The 19,484-nt window shown below is 36.5% G+C and carries 22 protein-coding genes; 12 read left to right on the top strand and 10 right to left on the bottom strand.

The genetic code is table 11. The annotated features are described in order from the left end of the window. The first annotated feature begins 139 nt into the window (after positions 1 to 139). The 7 genes from ACEPXD_RS19300 (at position 140) to ACEPXD_RS19270 (ending at position 5,800) form a co-directional block, all read left to right on the top strand. Entirely contained in the window at positions 140 to 781 is a 642-nt protein-coding gene (locus tag ACEPXD_RS19300) for a VTT domain-containing protein (protein WP_391118568.1), read from the top strand. Positions 782 to 959: 178 nt separating this feature from the next. Beyond that, positions 960 to 1,121, top strand: coding sequence for a hypothetical protein (locus tag ACEPXD_RS19295; RefSeq protein WP_391118566.1), 162 nt, complete (start codon positions 960 to 962; stop codon positions 1,119 to 1,121). Between the two features lie 3 nt (positions 1,122 to 1,124). After that, entirely contained in the window at positions 1,125 to 2,162 is a 1,038-nt protein-coding gene (locus ACEPXD_RS19290) for an LLM class flavin-dependent oxidoreductase (RefSeq protein WP_391118564.1), read from the top strand. Between the two features lie 210 nt (positions 2,163 to 2,372). Then, a complete protein-coding gene (gene adh, locus ACEPXD_RS19285; protein ID WP_151701797.1) occupies positions 2,373 to 3,893 on the top strand; it encodes an aldehyde dehydrogenase in 1,521 nt (506 codons plus the stop codon). 20 nt (positions 3,894 to 3,913) lie between these two features. After that, positions 3,914 to 4,270 carry a DUF779 domain-containing protein gene (locus ACEPXD_RS19280; protein WP_391118562.1) on the top strand — a complete coding sequence of 119 codons (357 nt, stop codon included), beginning with the start codon at positions 3,914 to 3,916 and terminating at the stop codon, positions 4,268 to 4,270. A 114-nt stretch (positions 4,271 to 4,384) separates the two neighbouring features. Then, entirely contained in the window at positions 4,385 to 5,116 is a 732-nt protein-coding gene (nfsA, locus tag ACEPXD_RS19275) for an oxygen-insensitive NADPH nitroreductase (protein WP_391118560.1), read from the top strand. 9 nt (positions 5,117 to 5,125) lie between these two features. Next, a complete protein-coding gene (locus ACEPXD_RS19270; protein WP_391118558.1) occupies positions 5,126 to 5,800 on the top strand; it encodes a DNA alkylation repair protein in 675 nt (224 codons plus the stop codon). Between the two features lie 1,070 nt (positions 5,801 to 6,870). Here the strand turns inward: ACEPXD_RS19270 and ACEPXD_RS19265 are convergent. From ACEPXD_RS19265 to ACEPXD_RS19250, 4 genes are all read right to left on the bottom strand, one after another. Beyond that, on the bottom strand, positions 6,871 to 7,953 hold the full coding sequence (locus tag ACEPXD_RS19265) for a CAP-associated domain-containing protein (protein ID WP_391118556.1): 1,083 nt from the start codon (positions 7,951 to 7,953) through the stop codon (positions 6,871 to 6,873). Between the two features lie 17 nt (positions 7,954 to 7,970). Beyond that, positions 7,971 to 8,507, bottom strand: coding sequence for a superoxide dismutase family protein (locus ACEPXD_RS19260; protein ID WP_391118554.1), 537 nt, complete (start codon positions 8,505 to 8,507; stop codon positions 7,971 to 7,973). A gap of 101 nt (positions 8,508 to 8,608) precedes the next feature. Then, a complete protein-coding gene (locus ACEPXD_RS19255; protein WP_391118552.1) occupies positions 8,609 to 9,778 on the bottom strand; it encodes an MFS transporter in 1,170 nt (389 codons plus the stop codon). A gap of 19 nt (positions 9,779 to 9,797) precedes the next feature. Further along, on the bottom strand, positions 9,798 to 10,193 hold the full coding sequence (locus ACEPXD_RS19250) for a MarR family winged helix-turn-helix transcriptional regulator (RefSeq protein WP_391118550.1): 396 nt from the start codon (positions 10,191 to 10,193) through the stop codon (positions 9,798 to 9,800). A 160-nt stretch (positions 10,194 to 10,353) separates the two neighbouring features. Here ACEPXD_RS19250 and ACEPXD_RS19245 point away from each other — a divergent pair, with 160 nt between their 5' ends. Then, the gene (locus tag ACEPXD_RS19245) at positions 10,354 to 10,632 is read left to right on the top strand and encodes a hypothetical protein (RefSeq protein WP_391118549.1); all 279 of its coding nucleotides are present in this window, start codon (positions 10,354 to 10,356) and stop codon (positions 10,630 to 10,632) included. Positions 10,633 to 10,669: 37 nt separating this feature from the next. Here the strand turns inward: ACEPXD_RS19245 and ACEPXD_RS19240 are convergent, their stop codons facing one another. After that, complete coding sequence (locus ACEPXD_RS19240; RefSeq protein ID WP_391118547.1) at positions 10,670 to 11,272, bottom strand: transporter; 603 nt, start codon at positions 11,270 to 11,272, stop codon at positions 10,670 to 10,672. Positions 11,273 to 11,338: 66 nt separating this feature from the next. Beyond that, complete coding sequence (locus tag ACEPXD_RS19235; protein ID WP_391118545.1) at positions 11,339 to 12,514, bottom strand: alanyl-tRNA editing protein; 1,176 nt, start codon at positions 12,512 to 12,514, stop codon at positions 11,339 to 11,341. A 143-nt stretch (positions 12,515 to 12,657) separates the two neighbouring features. On the opposite strand from ACEPXD_RS19235, the gene ACEPXD_RS19230 reads away from it, so the two are divergent. Together ACEPXD_RS19230 and ACEPXD_RS19225 are read left to right on the top strand one after the other, a co-directional pair. Then, the gene (locus ACEPXD_RS19230) at positions 12,658 to 13,101 is read left to right on the top strand and encodes an ASCH domain-containing protein (protein ID WP_391118543.1); all 444 of its coding nucleotides are present in this window, start codon (positions 12,658 to 12,660) and stop codon (positions 13,099 to 13,101) included. 12 nt (positions 13,102 to 13,113) lie between these two features. Beyond that, positions 13,114 to 13,767 carry a glyoxalase gene (locus ACEPXD_RS19225; protein ID WP_391118541.1) on the top strand — a complete coding sequence of 218 codons (654 nt, stop codon included), beginning with the start codon at positions 13,114 to 13,116 and terminating at the stop codon, positions 13,765 to 13,767. A 47-nt stretch (positions 13,768 to 13,814) separates the two neighbouring features. Here the strand turns inward: ACEPXD_RS19225 and ACEPXD_RS19220 are convergent, their stop codons facing one another. Then, positions 13,815 to 14,651: an STAS domain-containing protein gene (locus ACEPXD_RS19220; RefSeq protein ID WP_391118539.1), complete on the bottom strand. Its 837-nt coding sequence runs from the start codon at positions 14,649 to 14,651 to the stop codon at positions 13,815 to 13,817. Positions 14,652 to 15,303: 652 nt separating this feature from the next. Here ACEPXD_RS19220 and ACEPXD_RS19215 point away from each other — a divergent pair. Both ACEPXD_RS19215 and ACEPXD_RS19210 read left to right on the top strand, forming a co-directional pair. Then, positions 15,304 to 15,597, top strand: a complete 294-nt coding sequence (locus ACEPXD_RS19215; RefSeq protein ID WP_391118537.1) for a DUF6509 family protein — start codon at positions 15,304 to 15,306, stop codon at positions 15,595 to 15,597. 217 nt (positions 15,598 to 15,814) lie between these two features. Further along, complete coding sequence (locus ACEPXD_RS19210; protein ID WP_391118535.1) at positions 15,815 to 17,356, top strand: Mur ligase family protein; 1,542 nt, start codon at positions 15,815 to 15,817, stop codon at positions 17,354 to 17,356. Positions 17,357 to 17,889: 533 nt separating this feature from the next. Here ACEPXD_RS19210 and ACEPXD_RS19205 read toward each other — a convergent pair. The 3 genes from ACEPXD_RS19205 to rluF all read right to left on the bottom strand — a co-directional run bounded on the left by ACEPXD_RS19205 (position 17,890) and on the right by rluF (position 19,479). After that, on the bottom strand, positions 17,890 to 18,216 hold the full coding sequence (locus ACEPXD_RS19205; RefSeq protein ID WP_391118533.1) for an ArsR/SmtB family transcription factor: 327 nt from the start codon (positions 18,214 to 18,216) through the stop codon (positions 17,890 to 17,892). Next, positions 18,217 to 18,639 (bottom strand): SRPBCC family protein, encoded by a 423-nt coding sequence (locus ACEPXD_RS19200; protein WP_391118531.1) that lies wholly within the window; start codon positions 18,637 to 18,639, stop codon positions 18,217 to 18,219. It lies immediately after the preceding gene. A gap of 132 nt (positions 18,640 to 18,771) precedes the next feature. After that, on the bottom strand, positions 18,772 to 19,479 hold the full coding sequence (gene rluF / locus ACEPXD_RS19195; RefSeq protein ID WP_391118529.1) for a 23S rRNA pseudouridine(2604) synthase RluF: 708 nt from the start codon (positions 19,477 to 19,479) through the stop codon (positions 18,772 to 18,774). Positions 19,480 to 19,484: the final 5 nt, after the last annotated feature.

Below are 19,484 nucleotides of genomic sequence, written 5' to 3'. Positions count from 1 at the left end.
AAAAGATTACCTATATTCTATATTTTAAAGAAAATTTCAGAATAATTAAAGGATAAAGCCTTCGTTAAGTAAAATAATATTGAAGTAAATATATTATGGTATAATGAATAAAAATTATTTTACGAAAGTGAGAAAATAAATGGAAATTATTCAAGGGTTGATTAGTTTTATTTTGCATATAGATAAGCATTTAGTGGATATTATTCATAATTTCGGCGGATGGTCATATGCAATATTATTTTTGATTGTCTTTATTGAGACAGGTGTTGTTATTTTTCCTTTCTTACCTGGAGATTCTCTATTATTTGCAAGCGGAGCATTTGCGGCGGTTGGAGCATTTCACATTGCTTTGTTGTGGATTGTCTTTTTTGTAGCAGCTGTGCTTGGAGATACGATGAACTATCAGATTGGGAAAAAAGTAGGGACTTCCATTCCTCCTAATAGTTTTCTTGGAAAGTGGATTAACCAAGAGAAGATGTTTAAGGCACAACAGTTTTTTAACAAACATGGCGGAAAAACAATAGTCATTGCTCGATTTATGCCATTTATTCGCACGTTTGCTCCATTTATTGCAGGAGCAAGCCAAATGCATTATCGTTATTTTATCGTTTATAATGTGGTAGGTGCAGCGTTGTGGGTAACTTTAGGTACGGTACTTGGTTATTTCTTTGGAGGTATCCCTATAATTAAAGATAACTTCTCAACGGTTTTATTGCTTATTATATTTGTTTCCGTTTTACCTGGAATAATAGGACTTTTGAAAAGTCGTATGAAAAAGTGAGTAAAGGAAAGTGCTACAGCATTTGTAGCGCTTTTTTTGTTGTCTAAAATAAGAAGGTACATGGAAAGGTGAAATAGGATGTAAATCGGTAGTCGCTTTAGAGTGGCTGTTCATATACTATCTTTAATAACTTTAGATTAATACGGACAATTAGTTAAACAAATAGGAGGTAATTAGGTTGGGAATTAGTGTAATAGGTGTAACTAGAAAAATGGGAAATATTATTTATAAAAAAACTTCTGACAAGGCTCATAAGGTAATTGCTATAGCAAAAATAGATGAAATTGCAAATCCTTCGCATCTAATCGAACGATTTAGATTAGTAGCAGAGGTGGAGTAAGCAATGGAAATTGGTATTTATACATTTGGCGACCTTGGTCCAAATCCGCTTACTGGAAAGATCATTAGTGCATCACAGCGTTTAAGAGAGGTAATAGAACTAGGCAAGTTGGCAGATGAAGCAGGACTTGATATTTTCGGAGTTGGAGAACATCATCGATTAGATTACGCTATATCCTCTCCGGTTGTTGTCCTCTCTGCTGTTGCACAAGCAACTAAGCGTATAAAATTAACAAGTGCAACAACCGTTTTAAGTACGGTGGATCCCGTTCGCTTATTTGAAGATTTCGCTACGTTAGATCAAATTTCAAATGGTAGAGCCGAAATAATAGCAGGAAGAGGAGCATTTGTGGAGTCTTTTCCGCTTTTTGGATATGATTTGCACGATTACGATGCTTTATTTGAAGAGAATATTAAATTGCTTCAGCAATTAAATAGGGAAGAAATAGTAACTTGGGAAGGTAAATTTCGACCAAACCTAGTAAACGCAATGATTTCTCCTAGACCAGTTCAAGAAAAACTTCCCATTTGGGTTGGTGTTGGGGGTTCAACGGAAAGTGCCGTTAGAGCAGGAAGTCTTGGGACTGGATTGGTTCTTGCTATCCTTGGTGGAAATCCGATGCACTTTAAACCACTGGTGGACTTGTATCTACGAGTAGGGGCAGATGCCGGTCATTCTCGTGATAGCTTACAAGTTGGGGTAACAGGTCACACCTATATTGCGAAAGAAACACAACAAGCAAAAGATGAGTTTTATCCATATTACTCCAATTATTGGTCTTATTTAAATAAACAAAGAGGTACGGAAACAAGAATGACTCGTTCCGATTTTGAGCATATGGCAAGTCCAGAAACAGCTCTATTTGTTGGTAGTCCACAACAAATTATTGAAAAGATTCTTTATCAGTATGAATTATTTGGACATCAACGATTCATAGCACAAATCGATATTGGAGGCCAATCAATTACTGAGGTTGCAAAAGGAATTGAACTACTTGCAACAGAGGTAGCTCCTGTTGTAAGAAGAGAGACAAATAAATAAATTTTGAAAAATGACTTGAGTATATACTATTATGTGCTTGAGTTATTTTTTATTAAAAGAATAGTGTAAATAATTGAAATATTGAACCTAATCTGTCAAAATGAATATGAGACTATTTTTATTTAAATAGTTTTGGAAGCGCATACATAATTATGTGTTTGCATAAGATGTGGAATGTGCCAAAAAGATATGAAGGGGAGGAATTACAGAATGGTTTATGCATTTCCGAATACAGAAGGCTCGAAGGTTTCATTTAAGGACAAGTATGAAAACTATATTAATGGCGAGTGGACACCCCCGGTAAAAGGAGAATACTTTGAAAACGTAACACCAATCACAGGGAAAGTATTTACCCAAGTTGCACGTTCAACTGCAGAAGACATTGAGCTTGCTTTAGATGCAGCACATGGAGCAAAAGATGCATGGGGTAAAACTTCCGTGGCGGAAAGATCAAATATATTAAATAAAATTGCAAATCGTATAGAGGAAAACCTAGAGATGCTTGCAGTTGCGGAAACATGGGATAACGGGAAAGCAGTTCGTGAAACATTAAACGCTGACTTGCCATTAGCAATTGATCATTTTCGTTATTTTGCAGGGGCTATTCGTGCACAAGAAGGAAATTTGAGTCAAATTGATAATGATACCGTTGCCTATCATTTTAATGAGCCGCTTGGCGTAGTTGGACAAATTATTCCATGGAACTTCCCAATATTAATGGCTGTTTGGAAACTTGCACCGGCACTTGCGGCAGGAAATTGCGTCGTCTTAAAACCTGCAGAACAAACGCCTGCATCTATTTTAGTTCTTATGGAGTTAATTGGTGATTTATTACCACCAGGTGTTTTGAATATTGTAAATGGATTTGGATTAGAAGCTGGTAAGCCACTGGCATCTAGCCCACGGATTAGTAAAATAGCATTTACAGGTGAAACAACAACTGGTCGCTTAATAATGCAATATGCGTCTCAAAACTTAATTCCAGTAACTTTAGAGCTTGGAGGAAAATCACCAAATATTTTCTTCGAAGATATTATGGATGAAGATGATGCATTTTTGGATAAAGCAGTAGAAGGATTCGTTCTATTTGCTTTAAACCAAGGAGAAGTTTGTACGTGTCCATCTCGTGTACTTATTCAAGAATCTATTTATGATCGATTCATCGAACGAGTACTGGCACGCGTGGAAGCGATTAAAATTGGAAACCCATTAGATCCAAATACAATGATGGGTGCCCAGGCATCGACTGAACAAATGGAAAAAATCATGTCTTACTTAGATATTGGAAAGCAAGAAGGTGCAGAGTGCTTAATCGGAGGAGAACGTAATATACTTGATGGAGAATTCGCAGATGGATATTATATTAAACCAACAGTGTTTAAAGGTACGAACAATATGCGCATTTTCCAAGAGGAAATATTCGGTCCAGTAGTATCTGTAACAACTTTTAAAACAAAAGAAGAAGCACTGGAAATTGCAAATGATACATTATACGGATTAGGATCTGGCATTTGGACACGTAATATGAACACGGCGTATCGTTTTGGACGTGGTATTCAAGCGGGGCGTGTTTGGACAAACTGCTATCACCAATATCCAGCTCATTCTGCATTTGGTGGTTATAAAATGTCAGGTATTGGCCGAGAAAATCATTTAATGATGCTCAACCACTACCAACAAACTAAGAATCTTCTTGTTAGTTATAATGAAAACAAACTTGGATTCTTTTGATATGGAAAGGGTGAGTGTAGATGGTTGAACGAGTAATCGCTACAGACACTGCACTAGAACTCATTGAATTATTGAAAAGTAAGCATGGTCAGCTAATGTTTCATCAATCGGGAGGCTGTTGTGATGGGTCCTCTCCCATGTGTTATCCAGATGGTGATTTAATTTTAGGGGATCAGGATGTGTTTTTAGGAAGTATTGGAGATACGGCGTTTTATATGCATAAAAGTCAATACGACTATTGGAAACATACACAACTAATAATCGATGTAGTGGATGGTAGAGGGGGAATGTTTTCTCTTGAAGGAGTAGAAGGGAAACGCTTTTTAACAAGATCCCGAGCTTTCACTGCAGAAGAAAATAAGCAAATACAATCATAAATAAAAGCGAATTAGAAAGTCGTTACAGACATTCTAATTCGCTTTAATTTTTCTCCTTTGGGAAGACTCGGCTATACTATACATAAGAAAAAAGAAGAAAAGAGGTTAGACGATATGGTAGAAAAGTTATTACGAAATCATGCATCTGTTCGAAAATATAAAGATTATACATTGTCTAGAGAGGAAGTTTCGGAGCTTATAGAAACTGCTCAACATGCCGCAAGCTCCCATTTTGTACAAGCATATAGCGTTATCTGGGTGACAGATGATAAGAAAAAAGAAGAGTTAGGTAGACTATCTAGCAATCCAAAGCAATTTGAAACTGCAGGAGCGGCTTTTTTATTATGTGCTGATTTTCATCGTCTTCAAGCAGCGGGTAAAATGCAAGATACGGATATTATGATGGATACGACTGAAAATGTATTAGTAGGTACAGTGGATGTCTCTTTATTTGCACAAAATTTAGTAATTGCTGCAGAGTCTAAAGGGTTTGGAATTTGTTACATAGGTGGTGTAAGAAATGAACCTGCGGAAATCAGTCGTTTATTTGACTTACCAGAAGGGGTTTTTCCGTTATTTGCACTTACTTTAGGGATACCTGATCAACAAAATGATGTAAAACCCAGACTTCCTGTAGCTGCAGTACTTCATGAAAATGCATATGATAGCTCGAAATACGAAGAGCTATTAAAGGAATATGACCAGACAATGGAAGATTATTATGTTAGCAGAGGATCCAACCAAAAAGTTGCAAATTGGACTAAATCAATGGCTGATTTTCTTGAAAAGCCAAGACGTGCACATATAGCAGAATTCTTAGCTAGTAAAGGATTTCATTTGAAATGAGGATTGTAGATGAATTCTAAGTGGTCAACAGAGCTGGTTAAAAGTTATATGGAGCCGCATCGAAACGAAGAAAATGCAATACCGATGGCAAAATATATGAAAAACAACTTCCCTTTTTTGGGGATTAAAACCCCGGAACGAAGAATGGTTTTTAGTGCACTTATAAAAGAAAATGAGCTTCCTTCATTCGAATCATTACATGATGAGGTATGGGCACTTTTTCAATTAGAAGAGCGAGAATATCATTACGTGGCAATCGAATTATTAGGTAAATATAAAAAGAAACTAACGATAGAAGATTTACCTTTTTGCCTAAAGTTAATTGAAAATCATTCGTGGTGGGATAGCATAGACTCGATTGCACCAAAGATTGTTGGAGATATTGTGAAAGCTAATAGAGTAGAAGGGGAAGCTATTATGGTCGAATGGGCAAAGTCTTCGAATATGTGGACAAATCGGGCTTCTATTTTACATCAACTAAAATATAAGAATGACACGAATGAAGAACTGTTATTTACGACTGTTAAACGTCACTCAACTTCAAAAGAGTTTTTCATTCAAAAGGCGATAGGGTGGGTACTAAGAGAATATGCAAAAACAAATCCAGAAGTCGTTCATCAATTTGTAGAAAATACGCAACTTGCTGCATTAAGTAAGCGAGAAGCATTAAAACATTTTAAATAATTTCACGTGACCCTGTGGAACCTGAGAAAATAGGTAGTATCCATTAATAAAGAAACGAAGAGCGGACGATATTGATTCTTCGCCCGCTTTAAAAAGAGTAGGAAAGCATTTTATCTCTCATTAACCAAACCTAATGCACCATGTCTCTATATATTCCAAGAGGGCGAAGGACAAACATCTGCCAAAAGATTACCGAAAAAAGTGTAGCTGGAAGTGAAGCAGTCACTTCCAGCTACATAATTCCAACGGTAATAGTGTAGCCAATGTTTCGTCCAAAGTACTCGGGAATTGGTGATGACCAGGTGCACTTAAAGGACGCTTGCGTTTTTCTTAAAAGATAAGAAAGTATATGGATTATCAACCTGCGAAACCAGTGTTCATAGTACTTTAAAGAATTAAAGAATACCGCGGATTTCCGTTTCAGGTGGACGCGTTCCGCGGGGTGAGCGATGAGCCATCACCGCCGCATTCGCGTCGTTTGCGATGGCACACCTGTCTCCGAGGAACGAAGGCTAAGAGCGCCACATCGTGTGGCAACGCCTTCGTGACCAACATCCTGTTGGCCTCCGTCTGGAGTCGCCACCTTTCACTACAATCCATTAAGTGAGTAGTTCCTAATAAGAAAGTATATGAAATTGATATACTAGAAATCCAGTATTCACAAAGACTTGAAGTGATTTTAATGGTGTCTTCCTTAAGCAGGATTTCCTATATGTTTTTACTTTTATCGTACACAGTATACATGAATCAGCGGGCCTGAAAAAAATAGGTAGTATTCATTGATTAAGAAGCGCTGAGCGGACGAAATTGCATCTTCGTCCGCTTTTAAAAGAATAGGAAAGTATCTAATCTCTCATTAACCAAACCTTACGCACCTTGTCTCTCCAAATTTCAAGAAGGCGACGGACAAACATCCGCCACAAGATTATCGAAAAAAAGTGGATGGAGAAGTGACGCAGTCACTTCTCAATCCACAAAAATTCCCACGGTAATAGTGTAGCAAATGTTTCGTCCAAAGTACTCTAGAAATAGAGAAGACAAGGTGCACTTAAAGGGCGCTTGCGTTTTTCTTATTTCGAATAAAAATTCTCTGTGTAATAGGGAGTAGATTCTACATTAAAAGCAGTACCTACTCCTAAATTATGAAAATCACTACTTAAAATATTTTTACGATGACCGATGGAATTCATTAAACCTTCATGGGCAAAGATGCTACTTGCTTGTCCGTAAGCTAAGTTCTCACCAGCATACATAAATAGTAAACCATCCTCTTCCATCCTATCAAATGGAGACTTACCTTCTAGATCTTCGTGACTAAAATAATTGTGAGTTGCCATATCTTCACTATGTTTTTGAGCTGTATTACTCACGGCTTGATCATAAGTAAGAATTGATAGACCACGTATTGCTCGTGCAGCATTTGTTAAATCGAAAAGCTGGAATTCAAATCCTTTTTTCAACTCTTCAGATGGTTTTCCAAAAGTAGATGGCTGACTGTTTTCCACCGATTTTGCGATTATTTGTATGGCCGTAATCGTATTATTTTCATGTAAATCATAAAAAAAAGTAACATAATTTTCATCTATCAGATATAAATCATATTCTCCTATGTCTGGAAGAATATAGACAATATTACCTTTTCTCAGTTTAGTTAGGGGGTTACCAAGAACTGAGTGAACCTCATCCCTCGTACTATCCATTTGCAATCCTAAGAAAGCTGATTGAGAGGGTTGATTGGTAAACATTCCATTTACCTTATTGTTTATATTATAAGAAACCATCATGAAGCTTTGATAATTTTCATGATACGTATGCCAAACTAGATTATATTCATTTAAGCTCACTCTTTTTGCATTACCATGTATTTTCTCAATCTCGCTTTTTTTCATACCAAGCGTTATTTGATCTAATTCTATTCCGTTTCCTGTAGGAGGTTCTTGATCAGAAGAAATTGTAGTTGCTGGTTCACTTTTTATTTCCATCCAATATGTTTTGGCTTCATTCAAGTAATGACCTACTTCTAAAGAATCAATCCATTCATCCACGGGTGTTAAAAAGGAAAGATCTACATAGTCCTCCGCATACTCTTCCCAAAGTGGCCTAGAGAAGAAGATCACTAAAATAAATAGTAAAAACCAACCTACTTTTCTCATCACATTCACCGCCCAACTTACTTTTTAATTTCCCCACATACAATTCGTTTTCCAGAATTTCCAGAGGGATCTGTTTTATAATCATCTGCATTTTCATGGATAATAATAGAGCTACCATCTGCATCTAAAAGCGAATTACTTTTCCCGGCAGTTAAAACTACTGCAGGAGATACTGTTTCTAATTCTACTTTACCATCTTCGCCAATCTCTATGTTAGGCAAGTCACCAGCGTGATAGCCTTTTGGGTTTTCAAAGCCATGCTCCTTATGAGTAGGGTTAACATGAGCCCCTGCGGTTGTAAATTCTGGTTTTTCACATATAGCTGTCTCGTGAAAATGTATAGCTTTTACTCCTGGTGTTAATCCTTCTGCCTTTAAGTGGATATGTACACCTTTAGAATGCTCTGTGAGTGTAGCTTGTCCAACTTCTTTTCCTTCTGTGTTTATTAACGAAACTTGCACGGTTTCATTTAAGTCAGCATCTGCGGATGAGAAATTACACCCTCCGAGTACAACCATTGTAGCTAGCAAAATAAAAATGTATTGCTTTTTCATTTAATTCCCTCCCAAAATTTATATCCATTCAAGTCTTTCCAAATACAGGGCGAATATACATACATGGACAATTAAATTGGAAAAGAAAAACCGTTAAGCAATTAAGCTAAACGGTCCATCTTCTTCTGACTTACTATAAATACGACTACTGCGATAAAAAGGAAGATGATAGAAAATAAATATAAGTTTTGATAGCCAAGCCGACTAGCGATTAATCCAAGAACATAAGATCCTATGGCCAGTCCTGTATCAAACAATGTAAAAAATGTAGCGGTAGCATAACCACTTCTTTCGTTTTTTGTCGATTGAATTGCAAGCGTTTGAAAGCTAGGTACAACAGCACCGTAACCAAGACCGATAAAGGCACCTGCAAGTAAGAATAGGGAAGGGGAATTCATAAATGCAAGTAACACAAGTCCAACTATAAACGAAAATAGACCTGGAATAATAATATATTGAGGACCTTTTTCATCAAAAATACGACCTGTAAATGGTCTCGTTAAAAGCATAACAGCGGCAAAAACGGCAAAGAAACTGCTCGTTAAGTGCAACAAACCCTTTTCTTGTGAATAAATAGATAAATAAGATAGGACACTAGCATATGCAAAAGCTACTAAGCTTGCATTAAAGGCAATCGGCAAAGCCTTTTTCTCAAAAAGGTCATTCCAAGATAGTTTTGTTTTTGGAAGAGATTTAGCTCGTTTCTTATCAGCCGGTATCATTAAAGCGGCCGTCGCACCGAGGATTAGTAAAGCAGTTAATGATAGAAATAATATGTCATAAGAGAAAAACTGTATGAAAGTTAAAGCGACAAATGGACCGACAACAACCGCTAAGTTTGTAGACATAGTAAAATAACCTAATCCAGCGCCACGTCTGGACATTGGAATATTATCTGCAGCCAAGGATCCACTTGCAGTTGTGGCAATACTGAAGAAAATACCTTGTACAAATCGTAATACTAATAACGCTTGAAAAGGTTCGACCACATAATAAAGCCCTGTACATATTAAATACAGGAATAAAGTAGTCCAAAGCATTTTGCGCTTGCCTACAAGATCTAAAAGTTTTCCGGAGAATGGTCGAACAATAATTGCAGAAATTAAAAAAATGGTCATTAATAAACCCGCACCTTCATCTGAACGTGATAAGACATCTTTTGCGTACAGAGGAAGTGCAGATACTAAACCGTAAAAAACGATAAAAATTGAAAAATTTGTTGTAAATAAGCTAATAAATGCTTTAGTCCATATAGGATCTTTTTTCTTCATAATGTCTAAGCCACCTGATTTATTTAATTTTTTGTAAAAAACCGATCAAAAGAGTCTCCTCTTCTTTTGTAAGATTTGCGACCATTCTTTCTTCAAATTCTTGAATAGAAGCTATTATTTGCGGGAATTCTTGTATTGCTTTTTCGGATAATTGGACGATTTTCTCTCGACGATCTTTACCAGGATAAATATCTACCCATCCAAGCTCTACTAAGCGATAAACTGTACGAGTAATCGTAGGAGCTTCTACATTTAAGTATTTCCATATCTGAGTTAAAGACATTTTTTCATGTTTTTGAATACAGTACATTACAGTCCATTGCGAAGCGTATAAATCGTGTTTTTTTAGACATTGATTTATCTCATTTGTTAAAAAACGTGTCTTCTGAAAAAGTTCGTGGAAAAGTGGATTCATAGTATGGGTAGCTCCTTTGATTTTTATAATATTTACCTAGCTAAACTATTTTACTTCTCAATATGGAGTTTGTAAAGTCGGGCATATTTCTTTTGTGTATGAATCTTAGATTCTTACACAAACTATGTACAAAAATAAAGTTTTTAAAGGAGCAGAAATAATGACAGAGTTTCCTGTTATCCATACGAATGTATGGGATTCATTATGGGCAGTGCCAGTTGTAATGTTGATTACAGAAATTATGAAGAAACTATTGCCCATCCAACCACAATATGTATCTACGATTGCTACAATAATTGGTTTACTAATTTCTATATTTATTAGTCATCCCCATAATTTAGCAGGAGGTATTTTTATGGGTTTTTTTTATAGCGGGGCTGCGATTGGTTCATACGCTTCGTTAAAGACTTCTCTTCGTGCTTATCGAAATCGCCCATAAAAAAATGCGTACTAATTAAACTAGTACGCAATTGTTATTAGTAACACTGAAAAGAAGAGATTCTATTTAAATCTGTTCCATAATAGGTCCACATACGGCCATTCCATCTGAATCCAGAAATGGAGTTTCTACCAACGAAGGTTGGATAAAGCCAAAAAGCACTGCCATTTGTCAGCCATATATAAGTATTGCGGTGTAAACAGCCGCGTATAGAACCTGGATCTACCGCATACACTCCAGCATTTTGTTTCTGTGGAACGAAAGAAGGCGGAGGACTAGTTGGTGCTCCTCCTTGTGCTTCAGGCGGATCAAGTGGTGGAAAACTAGGGGGAGCTGAATGATCATATCCATGCGGCCACTGCTGTTGTCCCGGCATTTGCCCAGGAATTTGTCCTGGCATTTGCCCTGGCATTTGCCCTGGCATTTGTCCGGGATATTGCCCCGGGAATTGGCTAGGATATTGTCCGGGATATTGCCCCGGATATTGGCTAGGATATTGCCCAGGATATTGGTTGGGGTATTGTCCTTGGCCTTGCCCTTGTGTTGGCATCATATTTCCTGGAAAGTATTGATTTCCAGATGGAGGACCTTGTTGTCCTGCTCCTGGCTGATTTTGAAAATATGGAAATTGGTTGTTCATAAACAATCCTCCTTTCACTATATATTCAACCTAGTATATGTGAGGAGGATTATTATGGAACGGTGGTTATGCGGTAATATATTCTAGTGATTTTTGTAATAATTGCTCAGTTGATATCCTATTTTCTCCGCCACCTTGTGCAATCGTGTTGTTCCCACCACCTTTTCCGTTAATAAGTGGAAGGACTTTTTCTATCAGTTCTTTCATATTTTGATTTACAGAACTTCCCCTAGCGGCAACTATTTGTATGCGATCGTCATTTTGAGATACTAAAATACAAACCGTTACGATCGATTCTGTCGTAATTAGCTTTGCGAGTTTTTGCAGTTCCTGAATAGTACGATTTTGAAAATTGGCCGTCAGGATTGTTCCTTTCGTATTTCTAATAAGTTCATTTGCTTCATATTGTAAAAGTAGCTCGTTTAAGTTCGATATTTGTTTTTCTTGCATTTTGACGTTAATCAGTAAAGTGTGCACAGCATCCTCTAGTTTTTCTTCAGGGGAACTTAAACTACTTATTAAATTAGTAATAATAGTATGTTTACGTTGCAGATGAGTAATAACTCTTGCTCCACAAACAAATTCCACTCGAATATTTTGCTTTTGTTTCTCCATCTGCAAAATTTTAATAAGTCCAACTTGGCCCGTTGCTTTTGGATGTGTTCCACCACAGGCGTTATAATCAAAGTCAGGTATTATGACAAGTCGTATATCTTCCTTCACTTTAGTAGGTTTGCGAAGCTTGTATTGAGCAAGTTCTTCTTCTGTTATCCACTTTGTCTCGATCGGATGGTTTTCTAGAATTATTTCATTTGCCAGTGCTTCTACTTCTGCTAACTGATGTGCAGAAATCTCATTTAAATCCAAATCAATTGTGGAGCTGTTTTTTCCTAAATGAAAGCTAACCGTTTTAAATCCAAATAGGTTATCAAAAGCAGCTGACAAAATATGTTGACCGGCATGTTGCTGCATATGGTCAAACCGTCTTTTCCAATCAATAGCCCCCTCTACATACTCCGTATTAGCTGGAAGACTTGTCGTTAGGTAATGTCTAATTTCACCTGCTATTATTTCTACATTCTTTACTGTAGTGCCATTTAATGTACCAATATCATGTGGTTGTCCGCCGCCAGTAGGGTAAAAAGCAGTTTCTGAAAGAACCACATAATCCTGCTCTTGTTTTAGAATTTTTGCGGAAAACTTTTGTATGTACGGATTTTCATAATAAAGTTTGTTTGTCATATGAAATCACTCCTTAATAAAAAATATTACCATAAAAAGAAGCCAACATTCATTTTAAACTGTTGCTCTTTTTGCCCATAGTAATTACTGTAAGTCTTCCCTATACTGTAAATAAACATGACCAAAGAATTGAGGTGTCAGAAATGAATGTCCAAGCACAAAATTATTGGGATGTATTTTATAAGGACAAAGAAATGCCGACTTCATTTAGTGCATGGCAATTTGGGGGAAGTCCAGATGTATTAGCCCAACTAGTCGTGGATAAAGTGAAAACCGCTACTTGCTCTGGGCGTATCTTTTACGAATTAGAAAAGGAACCTCTTCCAAAAGTGGATGACTACAGTATTGTGTTAAATAGCAATGACGAGCCTGTTTGTATTATTCGAACCTCTGAAGTGACGATTACACCGATGAACAAAATATCAGAAGCATTTGCATACGCTGAAGGAGAAGGGGATCGGTCATACGATTACTGGAAAAAAGTGCATGTACAGTTTTTTACTGAAGCATTAAGAGAAGTAGATTTAGAGTTTTCAGAGGATATGCTACTTGTGTGTGAACGATTTGAATTAATTGATGTCAAATAACGGGGTGAGAAAATGTTCAATTCAGTAATATTTTATACGAATAAGCTAAAGCAATTAAAGGGGTTTTATGGTAATGTGCTAGGATTAAGTATTTTAGAAGCTAGTAATGAGCATTTCACTGCATCCATTGGAAAATCGACACTTACCTTTCGAGCATCAGAAAAACCTGCATCTTATCATTTTGCGATTAATATTCCCGGAAATCAGTTTAAGCTTGCTAAACACTGGGCATTAGAAAAAGCGACATTAAACAGAGAAGACGCGGTGGATGAAATTTATTATTCACGTTTCGAAGCAGATGCCTTTTACTTTGAGGACCCGGTCGGAAATGTGATTGAATTCATTGCTAGACGTAATGTGGATAAATGGAGTGATTTTAGTGTGGAGTCACTGTTAAATTTAAGTGAGGTAAGCATTACCACTCCTTTTGTAGAAGAAGTAGGGGAACAACTCCAAAATATTGGCATTCCTATCTTAGGTCATGTGGATATCGAACCGAATGAACTGAACTTCTTAGGAAGTAAAGATACGTTTATTTTATTGGTTCCTCCTAAACGAAGATGGTATTTTTCAAAAAGAATGAGTAAGATCTCTCCATTGGAGATAGAACTTACAGATGGAAAGAGAATTGTTGTTTCGAATGAAGGAAAAGCTGAAATAATATAATAAAAGCGACAGAAAACTTTCGTGTGAGAGTTCTTCTGTCTCTTTTATTATTGAGCATATAAATTTGTATGCACTTCTAACGCGCGGGATAGGGAAGAATATGTTTTTGTATCCGAAAAACTTATACCAAGAGAGAGGGAAATTTGTGCTAATTCTGGGCGGATTCCTGAAAAAATAGGTTCTACTCCTATTAACTTTAATGCAGCTAATAATTGGTACAGTTGTTGCGCCACTATTGTATCTAGGATAGGAACAGCAGATAAATCTATGAATATTTTAGTGAGTTTTTTTTCCGAACATTGTTCTAAAGTGGATTCCAATATTAATTTTGCACGTTGGAAGTCAATATTGCCGACAAGTGGTAATACACCTATCCCATCTTTTATAGGGATTACAGGGCTACTAAGTTCTGTGATCAGTGCTTGCTGACTCGTCAGTATTTGTTGTGTATGATCGTGATGATGCTTAGCGAAACTTTCAATAATGTAGTCAAATGCTGTATTCATGCTATCTGACCAAGCGCTGACATCTTGAGAAGTGACCGAGTCTGTTTGGTCCATAAAAATTTGTACATATTTCCACAATACTTTGCGTACTCTACGAAACGAACGAATACTTTCATAGAGAGGGAAAGCTTCAGCTGCTCTCTTTTTAGCAACACTAGCAGCTCGATTATCAATGTAATTTCGGTATTCCTCGGGGTCTTGAACGTATATAGAGGCAATCGCTTCTATTAAAGCACTGTTTTCTTTTCTTAAATATACCTCCGAAGCCGAAGAGATATAAGTAGGGTCTTCCAAAAATTGTTTAGAAAGCCATTCATCTGTTATATTTGATTTGTTTTCAATAATAAAGTCATGTAGATTTTTTGTCAGCTGACTCATAACCTCTAACCCCTCCACAGTTGCTTCTCATAAACCTATTGTAGTTTATTAAAAGTTATTATTCTAGTATGATTATTGTTAAAATGAGACAAAATTGATAGAAGTAAATGCAAAAAAATGTCAGGTGAAATGCATTGAAGACGAGTAATCTATTTAATAATTTGCCATTTTTTCATGTTAAACTGGATATCGTAGGAATGTTGTATTAATGTTAGACTACTATGGATAACGATTATAGATTCAGAAAGAAGAGGAATTTACTTTTAAATATGATGTCATGGGTTATGATCAACACTTATATATTGACGAATGAAATAGAGGATAAATTAATGTGATTCTCCTACTTACAGCGCATGATTCTCATGGTGTTTTCCGTTCATTCTTTTGTTTTCGTAAAAGTTTAAATGCAAGATATAGCATTGTAATTCCGAGAATAAAGGATATTACAGAGTAGAGGATAGTATTTAATCCTTTTCCAAATACTAATAATAACAGGTAAAGCGGGACCACAATGTATATCAATCTTTCGGCACTCAGTTTCATTTTTTTGCTCCCCTTTAGATAATGTATTATTTTCATTATAACAACAAATTAGAAATTGGATTATTTTCTGTCAAGAAAGTGATAATATAAGTAAATGGAGGTGGAATATTTGAAAATAACATCCTATGAAGTGAGAAAAATAAAAGATCCAACGGGTATTATAGCAGGAGATCGTTATGAATTTCTATTAGGTATTGAAGTGCCTGAAGAGGATGAATTATACGGTGACGGTGAATCTTTAGATTTACGAGTCATTTTAGCTGTTGAAGATGCTAACGAGCGAATTGTACAGCACCATATTTTATACCGAAGCAATGGTAAAGTATTAGATTTTGGTCTAGAAGATGAAGAAGAAATAGAAGTACTTACATTTTGCAAAGAACACTATAACGAAGCAATATAGGAGGAGGGAAGCCTTCTCCTTTTATTATTCTCCTTTCAGTTTTTTTCTTGTGCTAATTGGGGTAAACTGTAATATAACATGTAACTTTAAGCAGCAGGAATTTAAACCCCTGTAGCTTAACGTTAAGGTCTCACCAGGATAGCGCAAATACTTTATCCATGAACGGGATAAAAATACGTCGAGGCTAATTTGATCATGTGAAAAGGTGGCCATTTTAATGGAACTAACAAAGTTAATGGAACATGTAAACGTTAAAGAAGTCATTCATCCAAAACGAATAGATATAACGGGGCTTGCCTATAACTCACGAAAAGTTGAAAAAGGACAAGTGTTTGTTTGTGTAAGAGGATTTAAAGCTGATGGACATCAGTTTGCTGGACAAGCAGTAGAAAAAGGGGCAACCGCACTCGTAGTAGAGGAATTTATAGAAGGTTTAGATGTACCTCAATACAAAGTAGAGAGCGGGCGAAATGCTTTAGCGACACTTGCGGATGCATATTATGGTCATCCAACTCAACAACTTAAAACCATTGGTATTACTGCTACAAATGGAAAGACATCAACCTCTTTTATGACAAATGCTATTCTAGAAAACCATGGGCTGAAAACTGGATTAATGGGTACGGTAGTTGTGAAAATAGGTGATTATGCTGAGCCGTCTGAATTGACGACGCCAGAATCTCTAGACTTGCAACGTTTTTATGCACAAATGGTTGATGCAGATGTCACACATGCAACGATGGAAGTCTCTTCATCCGCATTAGAGTTAAATCGAGTAGGGTGTGTGGATTTTGATATCGTTACACTGAATAATATAAGTCGTGAGCATATCGATTTGCACTCGTCATTTGAGAATTATTTTGAACATAAATCTAGCTTGATTCGAAATGCGGGAGCAGACAAAGTGGCTATATTAAATCTGGACGACGAATATTCTGCTTCTCTTGTAAATAAAACAAAAGCAAGTGTAATTACTATTGGAGTAGAAGAACAATCGGCGGATGTCATTTGTAGAAACTTGGATTTATCTACGGGTCGAGCAAAATTCATGGTAGATATTACGCGGGATCTAGTTACAGCGGACCTTGTGATTCCAAAGCAACAATTCCAAATTGAACTTTCTACACCTGGATTTCACTCTGTTTATAATTCCATGGTTAGTATTGTTATTGGGTTATTATGTGAGGTGCCAATTGCAACTATTCAAAAAAGTTTGTTTGAATTTGTTGGGGTTGAACGTCGTTTTGAAATAATTTTCGAGGATGATTTTAAGATTATTGATGATCATTTCGCTAATAGCGGAAATATAGATATCACGCTGGGAACATTAGAAAAAATGGATTTCAATCGTGTCTCTCTTGTGTATGCAATTCGCGGTGATAGAGGAGTTACAGTAAATAAAGAAAATGCAGAAGCTATTGCAAGATGGGCACCTAGACTTGGAATCCATGAAGTTATTGCAACGCTTAGCCGCTCTCATGTCACGCAAAAGGATATAGTTTCGGATGCAGAGCTTGCTGTATTTAAAGAAGTGATGGATAAAGCGGGAATAAACGTTCATCTATATGAAGAATTACCAGAAGCAATAGGACATAGTCTTCAGGAGGTATCAGAAGGTGATCTGCTATTACTTGCTGGATGCCAAGGGATGGACTTTGGCGCTAAAATTGCCTTAGAACAATTGGAAACAATCAGACCTAATATGGATAAAAAGAAACTATTCCAACCACTTGAAAAGCGAGTAGCTGGTAACTCCTAAATAGAAAAGACCGACTGCAAAATGTCGGTCTTTTCTATTTTGTAACTATTCAATACTCCAACATGGTTGGGACTATTGCTTAAAATGTACATTTATATATTCACATTGTCTTAGGATTACTTTGGACGCGCTCCAATCAACAGTGCAATTAAGAAAGACAATATGCTTCGTAGAAATAATGAACTAGTACTTTCCATTGTTTATCAATAGGGCAAGTGTAACCTAAAAAAATTGATAGAATCCATAAATAAAGAAGCGCTGAGTGGACGAAATTGCATCTTCGTCCGCTTTTAAAAGAGTAGGACAGCATCTTATCTCTCATTATCCAAACCAAATGCATCATGTCTTTACATATTCCAAGATGGCGATGGAAAAACATCCGCCACAAGATTACCAAAAAAATGGATCGTGAAGTAACGCGGTCACTACACGATCCACAAAAATTCCAACGGTAAAAGTGTAGTTGATGTTTAGTCCAAAGCACTCTGGAAATAGAAAAGACTAGATGCACTTAAAGGGCGCTTGCACTTTTCTCATTCATTATTGTTCTCTACTACATATTTTAGAAGAGATAATTTGTTATTCCAAAACTGTTCGTAATAAGATAACCATTCACTTAACTCTTTAAAAGACTCTGGCTGAAGCTGATATATTTTTTCCCTGCCAACTTTACGCCCTGTCACCAATTCTGCTTCTGAAAGAACATGAAGATGCTTGGCTATTGCTGTGCGACTCATCGGAAAATGAGAAGTAATCTCAGAAATAGGCAATTCTTTTTCCGAAAGAAGCTTTAGAACCTCTCTTCTTGTTGGATCGGCGATAGCTTGAAATACATCATATTTCTGTGCGGCAGAAGACACTTAACTTTCAACAACCTTTCTTAGACGATCCTGAACAATCCCTTCCCAACCATGAGCCATATTATCTCGAATAATAGAGCTTTTTTCATTTGCTTTTGTAATAAAGTCATTCGGTTGTTTCCACCCACCGTGAATAAGTGTAAACTCCGTTTTGTCTCCAATTTCTTTCAAAATAAATGAAACAACCCAACCATCTGTATCCCATATAAAAGAAAGCTTATTTGGAGGATTTACTTCTGTAACCTTGCAAGGTGATGGACCAAAAGGTGATTGAATATGGAATTCATGTCCGTTTTCTAATTGAAAGTCATTTGGCATGAACCAGTTTGCAATCCCTTCCGAAGTAGATACGTTTTCCCACACTTTTTGAATTGGCGCATTTAGAACGATTGTTTGAATTATATCTTGAAGTTTCGTTTCCATTGATATTCCTACTTTCGTATTTGAAAATAAAACCAAATGGTTTCGTATAATCAATAATACGAAACCATTTGGTTTTATGTCAAGTGATAATACCATGTTTGTGGATATAAGCATTTTATTCGCCCAAACGTTCTATTTTCTTTTTGGAGAATAATTAAGCGTAGTGAACAATTCTTCTTTCTCTAATTCGGTTAATTCTTTCCATTGTCCGATAGTGAGACCTTCTAGTGTAATATTCATGATACGAGTGCGTTGAAGTCTTTTTACGGTGAATCCAAGTGCGGAACACATTCTTCTTATTTGCCTGTTTAATCCTTGAGTAAGTGTAATATTGAAGGTATTTGGATTTAACTTTTTTACTTTGCAAGGAAGTGTTTTCGTACCTAAAATGTTTACACCAGAGGACATTTTCTCTAGAAAGGAATCTGTTATTTTTTCGTTGACTGTAACGATATATTCTTTTTCGTGTTTATTTTCTGCACGAAGTATTTCATTTACAATATCTCCGTCGTTCGTTAACAAAATTAGCCCGTCCGAGTCCTTATCCAATCGCCCGATATGAAAAATACGTAGCGGATGATTGACAAAATCGACAATATTTCCTTTCACATGTCGTTCTGTTGTACTTGTAATACCAACTGGCTTATTTAGCACAAGATAAACTAAAGGTTGTTCAACCGCAATTGACTTTCCATCTACCTTAACGTCATCTCCTGCCTCCACTTGGCTTCCAAGCTCAGCCATTTTACCGTTAATGGTCACTCTACCTTCTGTAATCCATTTATCAGCACCACGTCTGGAAATAATTCCAGATTCACTTAAAAATTTGTTAATGCGCATAATCG

Origin of the sequence: Psychrobacillus sp. L3 (genome assembly GCF_042945595.1) — a bacterium.
Taxonomy (GTDB): Bacteria; Bacillota; Bacilli; order Bacillales_A; family Planococcaceae; genus Psychrobacillus.
Note: the sequence above shows the minus strand (reverse complement) of the source record. Positions and strands in the feature narration are given on the sequence as shown.